This window comes from Stenotrophomonas sp. KH_036_B, assembly GCF_057839485.1.
Window position 1 is genome coordinate 294,453 of sequence record NZ_CM174491.1, and the last position, 16,082, is coordinate 310,534.

Annotated in this window: 14 protein-coding genes and 1 riboswitch; of the genes, 7 read left to right on the forward strand and 7 right to left on the reverse strand. The window is 68.4% G+C overall.

From position 1 onward, the window contains the following. Window positions 1–25: 25 nt before the first annotated feature. The 7 genes from AC3ITN_RS01205 to pnuC form a co-directional block, all read right to left on the reverse strand. Window positions 26–697 carry an epoxyqueuosine reductase QueH gene (locus tag AC3ITN_RS01205; protein WP_489391784.1) on the reverse strand — a complete coding sequence of 224 codons (672 nt, stop codon included), beginning with the start codon at window positions 695–697 and terminating at the stop codon, window positions 26–28. Between the two features lie 66 nt (window positions 698–763). Next, window positions 764–3,061 carry a 5-methyltetrahydropteroyltriglutamate--homocysteine S-methyltransferase gene (metE, locus tag AC3ITN_RS01210; RefSeq protein WP_489391785.1) on the reverse strand — a complete coding sequence of 766 codons (2,298 nt, stop codon included), beginning with the start codon at window positions 3,059–3,061 and terminating at the stop codon, window positions 764–766. A gap of 213 nt (window positions 3,062–3,274) precedes the next feature. Further along, window positions 3,275–3,508: riboswitch (cobalamin riboswitch) on the reverse strand. A gap of 33 nt (window positions 3,509–3,541) precedes the next feature. After that, window positions 3,542–4,966, reverse strand: a complete 1,425-nt coding sequence (locus AC3ITN_RS01215) for a nicotinate phosphoribosyltransferase (RefSeq protein ID WP_489391786.1) — start codon at window positions 4,964–4,966, stop codon at window positions 3,542–3,544. 67 nt (window positions 4,967–5,033) lie between these two features. Next, complete coding sequence (locus AC3ITN_RS01220) at window positions 5,034–6,089, reverse strand: bifunctional nicotinamide-nucleotide adenylyltransferase/Nudix hydroxylase (RefSeq protein ID WP_489392854.1); 1,056 nt, start codon at window positions 6,087–6,089, stop codon at window positions 5,034–5,036. Window positions 6,090–6,180: 91 nt separating this feature from the next. Next, the gene (locus AC3ITN_RS01225) at window positions 6,181–7,593 is read right to left on the reverse strand and encodes an FAD-binding oxidoreductase (RefSeq protein ID WP_489391787.1); all 1,413 of its coding nucleotides are present in this window, start codon (window positions 7,591–7,593) and stop codon (window positions 6,181–6,183) included. Between the two features lie 91 nt (window positions 7,594–7,684). Next, on the reverse strand, window positions 7,685–8,752 hold the full coding sequence (locus AC3ITN_RS01230) for an AAA family ATPase (protein WP_489391788.1): 1,068 nt from the start codon (window positions 8,750–8,752) through the stop codon (window positions 7,685–7,687). Beyond that, window positions 8,745–9,317 carry a nicotinamide riboside transporter PnuC gene (gene pnuC / locus AC3ITN_RS01235; protein WP_489391789.1) on the reverse strand — a complete coding sequence of 191 codons (573 nt, stop codon included), beginning with the start codon at window positions 9,315–9,317 and terminating at the stop codon, window positions 8,745–8,747. Before pnuC ends, AC3ITN_RS01230 begins: the two co-directional genes overlap by 8 nt. A gap of 220 nt (window positions 9,318–9,537) precedes the next feature. On the opposite strand from pnuC, the gene AC3ITN_RS01240 reads away from it, so the two are divergent. The 7 genes from AC3ITN_RS01240 to AC3ITN_RS01270 all read left to right on the forward strand — a co-directional run bounded on the left by AC3ITN_RS01240 (window position 9,538) and on the right by AC3ITN_RS01270 (window position 16,081). Beyond that, window positions 9,538–10,317 (forward strand): hypothetical protein, encoded by a 780-nt coding sequence (locus AC3ITN_RS01240; protein WP_489391790.1) that lies wholly within the window; start codon window positions 9,538–9,540, stop codon window positions 10,315–10,317. Window positions 10,318–10,387: 70 nt separating this feature from the next. Next, window positions 10,388–10,957: a sigma-70 family RNA polymerase sigma factor gene (locus AC3ITN_RS01245; protein WP_313342003.1), complete on the forward strand. Its 570-nt coding sequence runs from the start codon at window positions 10,388–10,390 to the stop codon at window positions 10,955–10,957. Further along, the gene (locus tag AC3ITN_RS01250) at window positions 10,954–11,730 is read left to right on the forward strand and encodes an anti-sigma factor (RefSeq protein ID WP_489391791.1); all 777 of its coding nucleotides are present in this window, start codon (window positions 10,954–10,956) and stop codon (window positions 11,728–11,730) included. The genes AC3ITN_RS01245 and AC3ITN_RS01250 overlap by 4 nt, the downstream gene beginning before the upstream one ends. 92 nt (window positions 11,731–11,822) lie before the next feature. Then, window positions 11,823–12,782, forward strand: coding sequence for an acyl-CoA desaturase (locus AC3ITN_RS01255; protein WP_489391792.1), 960 nt, complete (start codon window positions 11,823–11,825; stop codon window positions 12,780–12,782). A 1-nt stretch (window position 12,783) separates the two neighbouring features. Further along, the gene (locus AC3ITN_RS01260; protein ID WP_489391793.1) at window positions 12,784–14,064 is read left to right on the forward strand and encodes an NAD(P)/FAD-dependent oxidoreductase; all 1,281 of its coding nucleotides are present in this window, start codon (window positions 12,784–12,786) and stop codon (window positions 14,062–14,064) included. Then, window positions 14,061–14,828, forward strand: a complete 768-nt coding sequence (locus tag AC3ITN_RS01265) for a DUF1365 domain-containing protein (protein WP_489392855.1) — start codon at window positions 14,061–14,063, stop codon at window positions 14,826–14,828. The genes AC3ITN_RS01260 and AC3ITN_RS01265 overlap by 4 nt, the downstream gene beginning before the upstream one ends. Then, the gene (locus AC3ITN_RS01270; RefSeq protein WP_489391794.1) at window positions 14,825–16,081 is read left to right on the forward strand and encodes a class I SAM-dependent methyltransferase; all 1,257 of its coding nucleotides are present in this window, start codon (window positions 14,825–14,827) and stop codon (window positions 16,079–16,081) included. Before AC3ITN_RS01265 ends, AC3ITN_RS01270 begins: the two co-directional genes overlap by 4 nt. Window position 16,082 lies beyond the last annotated feature (1 nt).

Here is a 16,082-nt window from a genome sequence, read left to right on the forward strand (position 1 = left end):
AGCGTGGCCGCCATTGGCGTGAACGTCAATCGCCCTTGGGCGCGTCGTTGTCCTGCCCGTAATACAGCAGGCCGATCTTGATCCGCTCGCGGTTGTTCTCGCGGCGGTGGCGGTTGGCGTCGCGCAGCGAGTACACGCAGCCGCAGTACTCCTGCTGGTAAAACTGCTCGCGCTTGCTGATCTCCACCATGCGCGCCGCACCACCACCCTTGCGCCAGTTGTAGTCCCAGTACTGGATGCCCGGGTAGTGCGCGGCCGCGCGGTGCCCGCAATCGTTGATCTGGTTCATGTCCTTCCAGCGCGAGATGCCCAGCGAACTGCTGATCACCGGGAAGCCATGCTCATGGGCATACAGCGCGGTGCGGACGAAACGCATGTCGAAGCACATGGTGCAGCGGATGCCGCGTTCGGGTTCGTTCTCCATGCCGCGCGCCCGCGCGAACCAGTTGTCGGTGTCGTAGTCGGCGTCCACGAAGGGCACGCCATGCTTTTCGGCGAAGCGGATGTTCTCCTGCTTGCGCAGCTCGTACTCGCGCGCCGGGTGGATGTTGGGGTTGTAGAAGAAGATCGTGTAGTCGATCCCGGAGGCGGTGATGGCCTCCATCACTTCGCCCGAGCACGGCGCGCAGCACGAATGCAGCAGCAGCTTTGTGTGCTCGCCGGGCAGGGACAGGGTGGGGCGGATGAGGTCGGTCATGCGTCAGTCCATGGGCCCCGCCACCGGCAACGGCGGCAGCGGGACCCGGTTACAGCAGTGGAGGAATCAGGCGGCGTTGGCGTCGGCGGTTTCGGCACGCAGTTCCCGCGCGGCAGCCACCAGCGCGTCGAGGGCGGCACGGGTCTCCGGCCAGCCGCGGGTCTTGAGCCCGCAATCCGGATTCACCCAGATCTGTTCGGGGCGCAGCACTTCGGCGGCCTTGCGCAGCAGCGACAGCATCTCTTCCTTGTCGGGCACGCGCGGGGAGTGGATGTCATACACGCCCGGCCCGATCTCGTTGGGATACTGGAAGCGCACGAAGGCGTCCAGCAGCTCCATGCGCGAGCGCGAGGTCTCGATCGAGATCACGTCGGCGTCCATCGCGGCCACCGAGTGGATGATGTCGTTGAACTCGGAGTAGCACATGTGGGTGTGGATCTGGGTGGCATCGCGCACGCCGCTGGCACTGATCCGGAAGGCTTCCACCGCCCAGTCCAGGTACTCGCGCCACTGCGCGCGACGCAGCGGCAGCCCCTCACGGATCGCCGGCTCGTCGATCTGGATCACGCCGATGCCGGCCGCCTCCAGGTCCAGCACTTCATCGCGCAAGGCCAGCGCAATCTGGCGGCAGGTATCGGCACGCGCCTGGTCGTCGCGCACGAACGACCACTGCAGCACCGTCACCGGGCCGGTGAGCATGCCCTTCATGGGGCGGTCGGTGAGTGACTGTGCGTACTGCGACCAGCGCACGGTCATCGGCTTCGGGCGGGTCACGTCGCCGTAGATCACCGGCGGCTTCACGCAGCGCGAGCCATAGCTCTGCACCCAGCCGTTCTTGGTGAAGGCAAACCCGTCCAACTGCTCCCCGAAGTACTCCACCATGTCGTTGCGTTCGAACTCGCCGTGCACCAGCACGTCCAGCCCGATCTGCTCCTGGATGCGCACGCAATGCTCGGTCTGGGTGGCCAGGAAGGCGTCGTAGTCGGCGTCGGACAGCGTGCCGGACTTGTTGCTGGCGCGTGCTTCGCGCACCTCCAGCGTCTGCGGGAAGGAACCAATGGTGGTGGTGGGGAAGCGCGGCAGCTTCAGTGCGGCCGCCTGGGCCTGGTGGCGCTGCGGGTAGCGGCTGTGCCGCTGTGCATCGGCGGGGGTGAGTGCGGCCAGGCGCGCGGCCACGGCCGGGTTGTGCACACGTGCCGAGCGCCGGCGCGACTCGATGCGCTCGCGCGACAGGGCCAGAGGAGCTTCGGCACGGGCCGGGTGGTCGATGGCATCGGCCAGCACGCGCAGCTCGGCAAGCTTCTGCTTCGAGAAGGCCAGCCAGCCGCGCAGTTCACCGTCCAGCTTCTTCTCGTCGTCCAGGTCGACCGGGCTGTGCAGCAGCGAACACGACGGACTCAGCCACAGGCAGTCGCTGCCCAGCTGGCCGTGCGCATAGCGCGCCAGCACCAGCGCGTTGTCCAGGTGGGTGCGCCAGATGTTGCGGCCGTTGACCAGCCCGGCGGAGAGCACGCGGCCAACCGGCAGCGCCTTGATCACCGCATCCAGCTGTTCCGGTGCACGCACCAGGTCCACGTGCAGGCCGTCCACGGGCAGCGACGCGGCCAGCGCCAGGTTGTCGTCCAACGCACCGAAGTAGGTGGCCACCAGCACCTTCGGGCGCACTGCTTTGGCCAGCACCGCGTAGGCATGGGCGAAGGCCGCGCGTGCGTGGTCGTCCAGGTCCTGCACCAGCACCGGCTCATCCAGCTGCACCCACTGCGCGCCGGCGGCGTGCAGCTGGCCCAGCAGTTCCACGTACACCGGCAGCAGCGCGTCCAGCAGGTCCAGCGCCGGGCTGCCGTCGGTGGTCTTGGACAGCAGCAGGAAGGTCACCGGTCCAATCAGCACCGGGCGCGTTTCAATCCCCAGCGCCTTGGCCTGGCGGTACTCGGCCAGCGGCTTGTCGCCACGCAGCGCGAAGCCCTGGCCTGCCTGCAGCTCCGGCACCAGGTAGTGGTAGTTGGTGTCGAACCATTTGGTCATTTCCAGCGCGTGCAGGTCGTACCCGTCGCGTTGCACGCCGCGGGCCATGGCGAAGTAGCCGGCCAGCGGGTCGGCGTCGGCCAGGGCGCGGTAGCGCGCCGGGATGGCATCGAACAGGAAGGCGGCATCCAGCACCTGGTCGTACAGGCTGAAGTCGTTGCTGGGCGGCACGTCAACGCCGGCGTCGCGCTGCAGCTGCCAGTGCGTGGCGCGCAGGCCGGCGGCGGTGTCGAGCAGCGACGCGGCGCTGCTCTGGCCGGACCAGAAGGCTTCCAGCGCACGCTTCAGCTCGCGCTTGGCGCCGATGCGGGGAAACCCCAGGTTGGTAACAGTGGTCATGGAACGTGTCCTCATTGCGTATTGGCATTGAGGAACGAAGGAACTGCGCGGCCACCACGCCATTGCTGCCGTGCCCGCTGCGCCAGCGACCTTCGCCCCCGCGGGCGAACCGGATGCCGTGAAGCGGACGCACAGGGACAGCGCCACGCGGCAGGCGTGGCGTCAGGCCCCGGCAACCTCCCCGCGGACGTTCCAGGTCGAATCGGAGGACGGTCGTGTCCTCCGGCCGGGGCCGGTATTCGGGCTGATGGACACGGGCGCGGACGCCCACCTACTCCCTGCCGCTTCCCAGGCGATCACGCCCAGTGCTGTTGGCAGGCTTCGTTTCCATTTACCGCTGCGGGGCAGCTCCGGAATGGGCGCGCAAGGCGCCTTCACCGGATTCCCGTTTAAACCCATCCCTTCATCTGCATGAAGAGATGGATACCTTCGGCGAGCACAAGGTAGGCCGACTTGGGGCAACGGTCAAGCGCCTGTGCGTTAACGCCGTGCGGCGTTGGCCCGGCTGCGGATCTGCTCCAGCGCCTCGTCGTGCAGCAACCGACCGTTCTCCCACACCGTCACCATGGCGTCCTCGAAGCCCAGCGGCATTTCCATGTCGGCCAGCGAGGCGGCCTCCGCCGGCACCGGCACGGTGCGGAACTGGCCGTACTCGCGATGGCGCAGCAGGCTCATGCGGCCGCGCTTGCTCTGCTTGCCGCTGTCGGTCACCGGGTCCTTGTAGACGTCGATCCAGCGCCCGTTGACCCGGGCGGCCGAGCACTTCAGGGCGAACTTCTGGGTGTCACGGTCCAACCGCTGCAGCAGCGCGCCGCCCATGCCGAAGGCGAGGTTGTCGGCGGCGTAGCCGGCCGTGGTGATGCTCTCCAGGATCTCGCCGATGCTGGTGGGGTTGACCCCATCGCCCTGGATCACGCGCACATGGTTGAGCACCTTGTAGCCCTTGCCGTTGACGGTGTGCCCGAAGGCCTCGTCGAGCAGTTCCAGGCACTTGAGCACCACGGTCACCGGGTCGCCCGAGTCGGGGCGGATCACTACCGTGGCGCCCGAGTCGATCACCTGCTGGCGCAGCGTGGTGCCCCAGTGCTCGGTGATGGCGTGGTAGATGTCGTAGCTGTCCGACACCACCGCCACCAGCGCGCCGGGCTTGGCGAACTGCGCCAGCATGTTGCGGTAGGCCTCCACCTCGCCATCGCGGCCCCAGCTGGTGATCGTGCTGTGCTCGGCGGCCGGAATCGAGTAACCCGCCATGGGGGCGTGGTAGAACGCCCGGGCATACAGCAGGGCCGAGACGGTGTCGGTACCGAGGAAGTTGACCAGGTGCGCCGCGCCGCCGATGGCGGCCGATTCCAGGCTCGAGACACCGCGGCTGCCGAAGTCGTGCAGCTTGAATGGCAGCTGCCCCTCCGCGTCATCGCTGGTGCGTTCCAGGAACTGGCGGATGGTCTGCTTGGCATGCCAGCTGATGGTCGCCACGGTGACCGGGTACCAGATGCGCAGCAGCATCGTTTCCAGATACGACGGCACCCAGAACGCGTTCGGGTCGGTCGATTCGATGGTCATCAATGCGTTGTGGACCGGAACGACCGTGCCCTCGGGCACCGCGCGGATGCGGATCGGCATCAGGCCGGCGTGGTGGTCAACGATGTAGCGCCAGCCGTCTTCGTTGAATGGCACACCGTGGGCGGCGAACAGATCGCGCGCGGTGTCGACATCGGCATGGGTGATCGGCTTGGCCAGGTAGTCCTTCAGGAGCGCCTGCAGGCCGAAGAAGACGGTGCGGTCGTACAGGCCGCCGCGCGATTCCACGTAGAAGAAGGTGGCGTCGGTACCCGGCGGATACTGCAGCCAGTGGCTGGCCTTGTAGCTGTCGGTATTGAGGAGAAGATTATCGAGGTAGTGCATGACGGAAGCTCCTTCGCGTCGGGGGAACACCGGCGGTCTATCCGCCGGCGTGGGAAACGGGTCGGGATCAGCCCCGGCCCAGGAAAAACTCCAGGATGTGCAGGTGGTCTTCGTACAGCTGCGGGCCCATGTCCAGCGCTTCGCTCACCGGAATCCAGCGTGCCTTGTCGGCATCGTCGCCGCCGCGCACGGGCGGCAGTTCGCCTGCCGCAAACTCAAAGTGGAAAGCATGGGTGATGGTGCGGCCGCGCTGTCTGCGCTCGGGGTGGTCGAAGACATGCTGGCTCTTCAGCGAGCCCTTCAAGACCGGTAGCGGAATCTTCAGGCGGGTTTCTTCGCGCAGTTCACGCAGGCAGCTGTCGAGCAGGCTCTGCTGCTGGCCGACGAATCCGCCCGGCAATGCCCACAGGCCCTTGCCCGGCTCCGAACGGCGGCGCACCAGCAGCACGTGGCCGGAATGCACCACCACGGCATCGGTGGTGACGAAGGTGGGCGCGTAGGGCGCATCCTTCCAGGCCGCACGGTACTGCTCGATGAAGCGGTACTCGGCCACCAGCTGGCCGTACGCCGGCGAGCTCTTGCGGAAGGCTTCCAGCATTTCGTACACCGGTGCCGGCACGTTGCCGCGCAGCATCAGCAGTGCGCCGTGGAAGTCCAGGTCGCCCGACTCGAACAGGTAGCGGCGCAGTTCCGTGGCCGAGAGCGTTTCGGTGTGCTGCACATCCACCAGCGGCCACTGCGGAAACTCGCGCAGGTAGTAGCTCGATACATCCTTGTCCATGCCCACCAGCCCGACCTTGGCATCGGCGGCGGCACCATCGCTGCGCAGCGCGTCGGCCACGGCACGCTGCACGCCGGCAATCCAGTGCGCCTCGTTGTAGAGGTGGTCGCGAAGGGGACGGATGATCAGCCGTTCGGTGCTGCCATCGAGGGCAGCCTGGATCATCACGGCGCGTTCGGCCACGGTCCAGGGATTGCGGAGGCTGCGGGGGGTATCGGCAGAACCGACCAGGAAGATCAGCTTGCGGGCCCGGCTCAGGGCCAGGCGGGCAACGGCGGCATGGCCGTTGTGGAAGGGCTCGAAACGCCCGATGAAAACGAGATAGTCGTATTCCATGAGAATCCCTCATGTCGTTGTGGCTGCCGCGGGTCTGTCCCTTGGCTTGCTGCAAATGCTACGCCTCCTGTTCAGGCCGTCAAGCCCCGGCGCGTGTCTACCCCGCCAGCGGGCGCATGTAGCGTTGCCACAGGTGGTTGACCAGCTGCAGGTCTGGATCCACCTCGCGCTTCAGCGCTACGAATGCATGGGCTTCCGGGTAGGCCGCCAGGAACTGCGCGGTGGTGGCATGCGGCCGGTAGGGCAGGTAGTAACGCCCGCCGCAGCCGATGGCCGCGTTCACCAGGGCGCGCGTCCAGCCCACCGTCTGCCCGTCTGCCCACGGGTAGCGGCGTTGTTTGTAATACAGCACGAAGCAGAACACCGGTTCCTTTGCCCACGCCATCAGCGCGAGTGGATCGGCAGGCGCATGGCGGATGGACACGTTCAACGCATTGACCTGGTGGTCCTGCAGCACCTTGGCCATGGTCGCGGCGAAGGTGTGGAAGTGCCGCACCGGAATGAAGTACTCCTGCAGCAGGTAGGTGGACATCACGCGCGTGCGTGGCTCCAACGCCGCCACGTCCAGGCTCGCCTCCAGGTTGCGGCGGATCACGCGCGGCGCACGCAGCTTTTTCACCACGCTCCCACGCAGTGAATGCCCGCCAGGCAGTTCGGACAGCGCCCAGATCATGTTCTGCTCGGTGTCGTAGTGCCCGCCCATCGGCACCAGCCGCGTGGGGTCGGTCAGCGCCGCCTGCGTGCGCCGCCATGTGATGGCCAAGGGGGCATCGAACGAGGGTGGCAGCAGGTCGGCGTTGTGCATGACCGCATCGGGGTGCGCCGCGACGTTGCGCTGGAACCAGTCGGGGTACGCGGCCAGCGGCACCCGTTCCACGTGCCGTTCAATGATGTCGTTGTCGACGACGTCCAGCTCCACTTCGCTCACCACGCCGAGCAGTCCGTAGCCGCCCAGCACGCCGGCAAACAGCGCCGCCTGTTGCGTGCGCGTGGCTTCCACCACTTCGCCGGAGCGCAGCACGAGCTGCAATGCGCGCACAGTGGAGGCGATGCTGCCACCGCCCACATAGCGGCCGTGGCAATTCACCGACACCGAGCCGCCCACCGTGAAGTTGCTGAAACTCTGCATGACCTTCACCGACAGATCGTGCCGGTCCAGATGATCCTGCAGTGCACGCCAGCGCATGCCCGCCTTGACCCGCACCACCTTGCGCGCGACGTCCAGGAACACCAGCCCGTTGTACCCCTCCATGTTGAGCTGCAGGGCCTGTTCGGCGCTGGTCTGCCCGCCCATGCTGTAGCGCCCGCCGGCCACGCACACCGGGCCCCGGTGGTGCGTCAGCGCCGAGACGATGTCGGCCTGCCGCTGCACCGGAACCACGCCGGCCACCGCTGTGGCCTCGAGCTGACTGATGTCGTTGACCACCGGCGCGGAGCTGCACGCGCTGACACTGGCGCCGGCCAGTGCACTGGTGCCTGCGGCGGCCAGAAATCGACGTCGGGTGATCATGGGCAATCCTTGCGGGGTGACGATCCGTTCTGCGGATTCTGCGCTGCCTCCGCAGTGCCCTGCCAGTGGCAGCGCCACCACCTGGCATGGATCATTCAGGCGCGACGCCTGCCCGCGCCAACGCCTGGACCGCCTGCGCCACGCGCGCCTCCACGCTGCCGGTAAGCAGGGTGAACGGCATGCCCTGTGCGGACAGCGCCGCCACGTAGGCGCGTTGCTGGGCCAGGCGGAAGGCATCGTCGCGGCGCGTACCATCCTGCACGAACGGGAAGTCCGCCGCGCACAGGAACAGCATGTCGTAGCGGCGCTGCGCCAGCGTGCGCAGCGCGGGCTCGGCGCGGCCGAACATATCTTCGCAATACAGCAGCGTGGTCAGCGGGGTGGTGTCGCACACCAGCCAACGATTGGCGTGGCCGGCCATGGCGTCTTCCCGCGCGACCTGCACCTGCGCGATATGCAGCAGGTCGTCATAGGTCAGCGCACCTTGCCGGGCCTCCCAGTGTTCGCGCCCGAACTCTGCCACCCATTGCGTCTGCAGGTGGCTGGCCAAGGCGGCGGCGAGCGTGGTCTTGCCGCTGGATTCGCCGCCCAGCAGGCCGATCCGGCCGACGAAACCGGCGTAGACGCGCGGGTCGAGAAAGCCGCGCAGCGCGTGCGGATCACGCCGCAGCGCAGTGCCCGAGACCGGAACCTGGCGGCGGGCCTGGTCCAGGCACACATGGGCAACCGGCCACGGCCGCCCCGCTTCGGTGCTGAAATGTTCCTGCAGGGCTGCCGCGAATCCATCGCCGTACGATTCGCTGGTAAACACCGCGTCCACCCGCACGCCCCAGAGGGCGCTGCACACCCAGCCCACGAATGCGCGCTGGGCCGCGTCGTCGTCCTCGTTGGTGGGCAGCCGCCGTACCGGCAGGCTGTGCTGTCGGCACGCTGCGGCCAGTCGGCCATCGTCCAGCACCAGCCGTGTCACGTGGGGGTACAGGGCCTGCAGCCACGCCTCACGCTGAGCCGCATGGCAGCCGCTGAATTCCGGCTGGCTCCAGCTCAGCAGCAGCACGCGGTCGCACCGGGCCAGCGCATGGTCGATCAGCGCCTGGTGGCCACGGTGCAATGGACTGAACTTGCCGACCACCAACCCCGTGCGGAAGTGCTCAGGCATGCGCCGGCTGCCCGCGCATCAAGCGGTGCCAGTGCCGCAGCGACACCAGCGCGTTGATCCAGAACACCACGTAGAGCACGGCGGTCAGGTGCAGGCCACGGCTGGCATACAGCGGCACGGCCACGCTGTTGACCAGCAGCCAGAACCACCACGAATCCAGCTTGCGGCGCATCATCAACAACTGCGCAACCACGCTGAGCACCAGCACCGCCGAGTCCAGGAACGGTGCGTAGGCATCGGTCCAGGTATGCAGCAGCAGGCCGTAGCCGACGCTGGCCAGCACGGCGGCCGGCAGGATCCAGGCCAGGGTAGGCAGTTGAACGCGGGTGATCGGCAGGACATGCCCGTGGTCGCCGCGCAGCCACTGCCACCAGCCGATCACGCTGGTGGCCACGAACACGCCCTGCAGCACCACGTCGGCGTAGAGGCGGGCCTCGTAGAACACCACGCCGAACAGGGTGCAGCCGATGATCCCGGTCCACCAGGTGTGCACGCTGTTGCGGCCGGCCAGCAGGATGGAGGCGGCCACGGTGACGTTGGCGGCAATTTCCAGGGCGCTGGTCATGCCGGCGCACCCGGCAGGTCGGAGCTGTACTGCAAGGTGGAGTCCTTTACCTCAAGGGCGTGAAGCGTAACGCGCTGCGTGCTTGTGCGCCCAGCGCAATAAGGCATGCGTTGCGTGATCGATGCGGGGTTGGAGTGAGTCAGGCGGCGTGGTACCTATTGGGTGCATCCGCCAAGGCACTTCGCGCGTATCTCTCCACGACCCTCCCCTGGAACCGGGCATGCGCCACTCACCTCACTGCCTCGCTGGACTGCTCCTGCTGTTGAGCCCGCTGCTCGTGTCGGCCCAGTCCATCCAGCGCCAGGAAGGCCGCGCCTATGCGGCCTCAGGTACGGCCCTGCTGTATCGCGAGAGCCACTGGTTGCAGGGCCCGCCCGAGGCCCAGTCGCGGCTGGTGCTGTACCGCTGCGCCGACGGCCGGGCCTTTGCCCGCAAGTGGATGACCCCGCAGGGCAGCCCGCAGACACCGGACTTCGCGCTGGAAGATGGCCGCGACGGGTACCAGGAAGGGGTGCGCGGCAACGGGGCGGCACGCACGGTCTATACCCGCGCCTCGGCCGCCGCCGCGCCGGTCAGCCATGCACTGGTGGTGCCGCCCGATGCGGTGGTGGATGCCGGCTTCGATGCTGCGGTCCGCCGCCACTGGGAGGACCTGCGTGACGGGCAGGCGGTGGCGTTCCAGTTCCTGCTGCCCAGCCGCCAGCGGCTGGTGCCGTTGAAAGTGCAGCGCACCGGCACGCTGACCTGGCAGGGCCAGCCGGCCCAGCAGCTGCAGATGAAGCTGGATGCGTGGTTCGGGTTTGCGGTGCCGGCGGTGACCCTGGTGTACGCCAGCGCCGACCAGCGCCTGCTGCAGTTCAGCGGCACCGGCAACGTGCGTGACCGCAACGGGCGCTATCCGCAGGTGCGGGTGGAGTTCCCCGCGCGGCCGGTAGCGGCGTCCGCCGCCGAGCTTGCCACGGCACGGGTGCAGCCACTGGTGAAGACATGCGACAGCTGAATACCCTCTTGCGGCCAACCGCCGGAGCAACGACCATGCAGACTCGCTCCCTGCCGACATTGAGCCCGCGATGCCTGAGCTGGACGTTTCCGACACCGACGCCGCAACGCGCCTGGACGAACTGCTCGTCCGCGTCGCCGCGGGCGACCGCAAGGCGTTCGAATCGGTCTACCAGCTGGCGTCCGGGCGTCTGTTCGCCATCTGCCTGCACCTGCTGCACGATCGCGGCGACGCCGAGGACGTGCTGCAGGAGGTCTTCGCCAGCGTGTGGAAGAAGGCGGGGCAGTTCGATCCGGCCAAGGCCTCGGCCATGACCTGGCTCTCGATGACGGCCCGCCACCGCGCGATCGACCGCCTGCGCGCCGCGCCGCCGCGCGCGATGGACGACCTGTCGGTGATCGACGACCTGCCCGACGCCGACGCGCAGCCGCCGCAGGCCGCAGAGCAGGCGTCGGACCGCGAGCGCCTGGCGCGCTGCCTGGACACGCTGGAAAGCAAGCGCCGCGCGCTGATCCGCGCCGCATTCATGGACGGCTCCAGCTATGAAGAGCTGGCCCGTCGCATCGGTTCGCCGCTGGGCTCGGTGAAGAGCTGGATCCGGCGCGGCCTGGGCCAACTGCGGGTGTGCCTGGAACAATGAACATCCGCGACCTCCACGACCTTCCTGACGACGGCGAGCCGCCGACCGCCGACATCCTGGCCGGCGAGTACGTGCTGGGCGTGCTCGACGCCGCGCAACGCGCCGAGATCGAGCGCCGCATTGAAACCGACCCGGGCTTCGCCCGGCTGGTCCAACAATGGGAACAGCGGCTGGCGCCGCTGCTGGAATCGCTGGGCACGGCCACGGTGCCGGCGCACCTGTGGCCGCGCATCCGTACCGAGCTGGGCTGGCCGGCGGTCGCCGCGGCGCCGGCGAGGCTCTGGCAGCGCACCGGCTTCTGGCAGGGCATGACCGCCCTGGCCGCGGCATTGGCGCTGGTGGCGGTGTTCAACCGCCAGGAACTGCCGCCCACCGCGCCGGTGACCCCGGTGGCCGTCACTCCGACCCCGACCCCGGCCGAACCGGAGCAGGCCACCAAGCCGGTCACCCCGCTGCTGCACGACGACGGCACGCCCGGTTGGCTGGCCTCGGTCGACAAGGCGCAGGGCAAGGTGCTGATGGTGCCCGTGCCCGCCCCGGCCGATGCGGCCGGACGCGCACCGGAGCTGTGGCTGATCCCGGCCGGTGGCACCCCGCGCTCGCTGGGCCTGGTCTCGATCAACCGGGCGCACACGGTGGCGGTCCCGGACACGCTGCGTGACGTGCTGGTGAACGGCTCGATGCTGGCGATCACCCTGGAACCGTCCGGCGGCGCGCCGCAGGGCATTCCGACCGGTCCGATCATCGCCAAGGGCGACATCGCCAACCTGTAACGGCACCCTTCCGGAAGTATTTTTCGGAATGGGTGCATCCAAACGCCGCCGGCCTGCGTATCTCCTGATGAACCGCTCAGGAGACGCGCGACATGCTGTCCCGTTCCACCCCCGATGCATCCGGCCGCGGCCCCCGCCGCCGGATGGCCACGCTGCTTCGCTGGTTCGATACCGGCGCCGACGCGGCGGTATCCGACGGCGCCGAGCAGCGCGTGGACTGGCTGCGCGCGATCCCGTTCGCGGCCATGCACCTGGCCTGCCTGGCCGTGATCTGGGTGGGGGTGTCCTGGGTGGCGGTAGGCGTGGCGGTGGCGCTGTACGCGCTGCGCATGTTCGCCATCACCGCGTTCTACCACCGCTACTTCGCGCACCGTACCTTCCGCACCTCGCGGGTGGTGCAGTTCGTGTTCGCCCTGATCGGCGCGTCCAGCGTGCAGCGCGGGCCGCTGTGGTGGGCCGCGCACCATCGCAACCACCACCGCCATACCGACACCGCCGCAGACCCGCATTCCCCCAGCGTGCACGGCTTCTGGTGGAGCCACATGGGCTGGTTCCTCACCACGGAAGGGTTCCGCACCGACTGGGCGCGCATTCCCGACCTGGCCCGCTATCCCGAACTGCGCTGGCTGGACCGCTTCGACACCCTGGTGCCGATCGCGCTGGCCGCAGCGCTGTTCGGGCTGGGCGCCCTGCTTGAGCATCTGCTGCCCGCGTGGGGTACCAGCGGCGGGCAGATGCTGGTGTGGGGCTTCTTCATTTCCACGGTGGTGCTGTTCCACGCCACGGTGACCATCAACTCGCTGGCGCACCGGTTCGGCCGACGCCGCTTCGACACCGGCGATGACAGCCGCAACAACCTGTGGCTGGCCCTGCTCACCTTCGGCGAAGGCTGGCACAACAACCACCACTTCTTCCCGGGCACGGCGCGGCAGGGCTTCTACTGGTGGGAAGTGGATGTGACCTGGTACGGCCTGCGCGCGATGGCGCTGCTGGGCCTGGTGCGCGACCTCAAACCCGTGCCGGCCTGGGTGCTGGCCAAGGCGGAGCACTGACATGCGCATTGCCGTGATCGGATCGGGCATCGCCGGCCTGGCCAGTGCGTGGTGGCTCAGCCAGCGCCACGAAGTGACCCTGTTCGAGGCCAACGACTACCTGGGCGGCCACACCCACACCCACCAGGTGCAGGTGGATGGGCGCATACACGCGGTGGACACCGGCTTCATCGTGTTCAATCCGCTGAACTACCCGTTGCTGACCGCGCTGTTCGACGAGCTGCATGTCCAATCGCAGCCCACCACGATGAGCTTCTCCGTGCACAGCGAACGCAGTGGGCTGGAATACAACGCCACGTCGCTGGATACGCTGTTCTGCCAGCGCCGCAACCTGGTGTCGCCGCGCTTCTGGGGCATGCTGCGCGACCTGCGGCGCTTCTACCGCGAGGCGCCTGCGCTGCTGCACGGCAACGATGAGGGCCCGTCGCTGGGCGAATTCCTGGACCAGGGCGGCTACGGGGGCGCCTTCATCCAGGAACACCTGCTGCCGATGGCGTCGGCGCTGTGGTCGTCGCCGATCGCCAGCCTGGCCGACTTCCCCGCACGCTACCTGGTGCAGTTCATGGCCAACCACCAGATGCTGCAGGTCAGTGGGCGTGCGCCGTGGCGGGTGGTCACGGGGGGCTCGTGGCAGTACATCCAGGCGCTGCGCCGGCGCTGGCACGTGCGCGAGCGGCTGGGCTGCCGGGTGCTGGGCGTGGAGCGCCACGAACACGGCGTGCGGGTGCATACCGCAGGCGGGCTGGAAGGCTTCGACCAGATGGTGCTGGCCTGCCACAGCGACCAGGCGCTGGCGCTGCTCTCCGATGCCGATGGCATCGAACGCAGCATCCTTGGTGCAATCCGCTACCAGCCCAACGAGGTGGTGCTGCACACCGATGCGCGTCTGCTGCCGAGCAACCGCAAGGCGTGGGCGGCGTGGAACGCGCATGTGCCGCGCGACCCGCTGGCGCCGTGCACCGTCAGCTACTGCATGAACCTGCTGCAGGGCATCGACACGCCCACGCCGCTGGTGGTCACGCTCAACCGCAGTGAGGCCATCGCGCCGGAGAAGGTGCTGCGGACGCTGCAGTACGCCCACCCCGTGCACGACCATGCGATGGTGCGCGCGCAGTCGCGCTGGGCCGAGATCCAGGGTCGGCGCCGCACCTGGTTCGCCGGTGCCTACTGGGGCTGGGGTTTCCATGAGGACGGCATCCGCAGCGCGCGCCGCGTGGTGGACGCGCTGCACGCGCTGGATGCCGAAGCCTGGTGGCCGCTGTCGCACGGGGTGCCGGCATGACGGCCAGCGCCATCTACCGAGGCAGGATGCGGCACCGCCGGCATGCCCCGCGCGCGCATGCGTTCGGCTATCCGGTGGCGCAGCTGCTGCTCGATCTCGACGAGATCGGCCAGGTGTTCCGCGGCCGCTGGCTGTGGTCGGTGAACCGCCGCAACGTGGCCGAGTTCCGCCGCAGCGATTACCTGGGCGACCCGCAGCAGCCGCTGGCCGAAGCGGTGCGCGCGCGCATCAGTGCGGCCCTGGGGCGCGCGCCGGCCGGACCGATCCGCCTGCTCACCCACCTGCGCTACGCCGGCCATGTGTTCAATCCGGTGAGCTTCTACTACTGCTACGCCGCCGACGGGACCACGCTGGACTGCATCGTGGCCGAGATCACCAATACCCCGTGGAAGGAACGCCACGCCTACGTGCTGCCGGTGGCGCAGTCCGATCGACACGGGCGCGCGCTGTGCTGGACCTTCGACAAGCAGTTCCACGTCTCGCCGTTCATGCCGATGGACTGCGAGTACCGCTGGCGCTTCACCGCGCCGGGCGATGACCTGCACGTGCACATGCAGGTGTGGCGCGCGGGCGAGCGCCAGTTCGACGCCGACCTGGACCTGCGGCGCCAGCCGCTGGACGGGCGCGGGCTGGCCGGCGTGCTGCTGCGCCACCCGCTGATGACGTTGAAGGTGGTGGCGGCCATCCATTGGCAGGCGCTGCGCCTGTGGCTCAAGCGCACCCCGGTCCACGACCATCCCTCCCTTGCGGAAAAACAATCATGAACGACCTCTCCCGGGCGCTGGCGCTGCCACGACCCACTGCACTCGAGGCGTTCCTGCGCCGGCGCCTGCTGGCCCAGCTCGGGCCGTTGCAGGGCGGCTGCCTGCAACTGCGCGATGCGCTGGGCGAGGTGAGCCTGGGCGACCCCGCCGCGCCGCTGAAGGTGACGGTATGGGTGGACGATCCGGCGTTCTACCGCGCGGTGGCCGCGCAGGGCAGCGTGGGTGCTGGCGAGTCCTATATCCGCGGCGACTGGCGCTGCGACGACCTGGTGGCGCTGGTGCAGCTGCTGGTGCGCAACCGCGATCTGCTCGATGGCATGGAGCGCGGTCCGGCGCGGCTCGGCGGCTGGCTGCTGAAGGGCTGGAACCGGCTGCGCCGCAACACCCGCGAGGGCAGCCGCCGCAACATCGCCGCGCACTACGACCTGGGCAACGCGTTCTTCTCGTTGTTCCTGTCCTCGGACCTGATGTACTCCTCGGCGCTGTATGCCGAAGCCGGCGACACGCTGGAAGTGGCCTCGCAGCGCAAGCTGGCGCGCATCTGCGAACAGCTGCAGCTTGCGCCGGGTGACCGCGTGGTGGAGATCGGTACCGGCTGGGGCGGCTTTGCGGTGTACGCCGCGCTTCACCACGGCTGCCATGTCACCACCACCACCATCTCGAAGGAACAGTACGCGCTGGCCAACGAACGCGTGGCCGCCGCCGGCCTGCAGGACAAGGTCACGGTGCTGCTCAAGGACTACCGCGACCTGGACGGCCAGTACGACAAGCTGGTGTCCATCGAGATGATCGAGGCGATCGGTGCGCAGTACCTGGACACCTACTTCGCCACGCTCGGGCGCTTGTTGAAGCCTGATGGTCTGGCCATGCTGCAGGCCATCACCATCGAAGACCAGCGCTACGAACAGGCCCGGCGCAGCGTGGACTACATCAAGCGCTTCGTCTTTCCGGGCAGCTTCATTCCGTCGATCAACGCCATGCTGGCGGCCAAGACCCGCAGCAGCGACCTGCAGCTGATCGGCCAGCATGACTTCGGCCCCTCCTACGCACTCACCCTGCGCGCCTGGCGGCGCCGGTTCCTGTCGCAGCTGCCCGCCGTGCGTGCACAGGGCTTCGATGATCGCTTCATCCGCCTGTGGGAGTTCTACCTGGCGTACTGCGAGGGTGGATTCCTGGAGCGCTCGATCGGCGTGTCGCACCTGCTGATGGCGCGGCCCGGCTACCGCCCGGCGCTGATCGCAGGCACCCACTGAC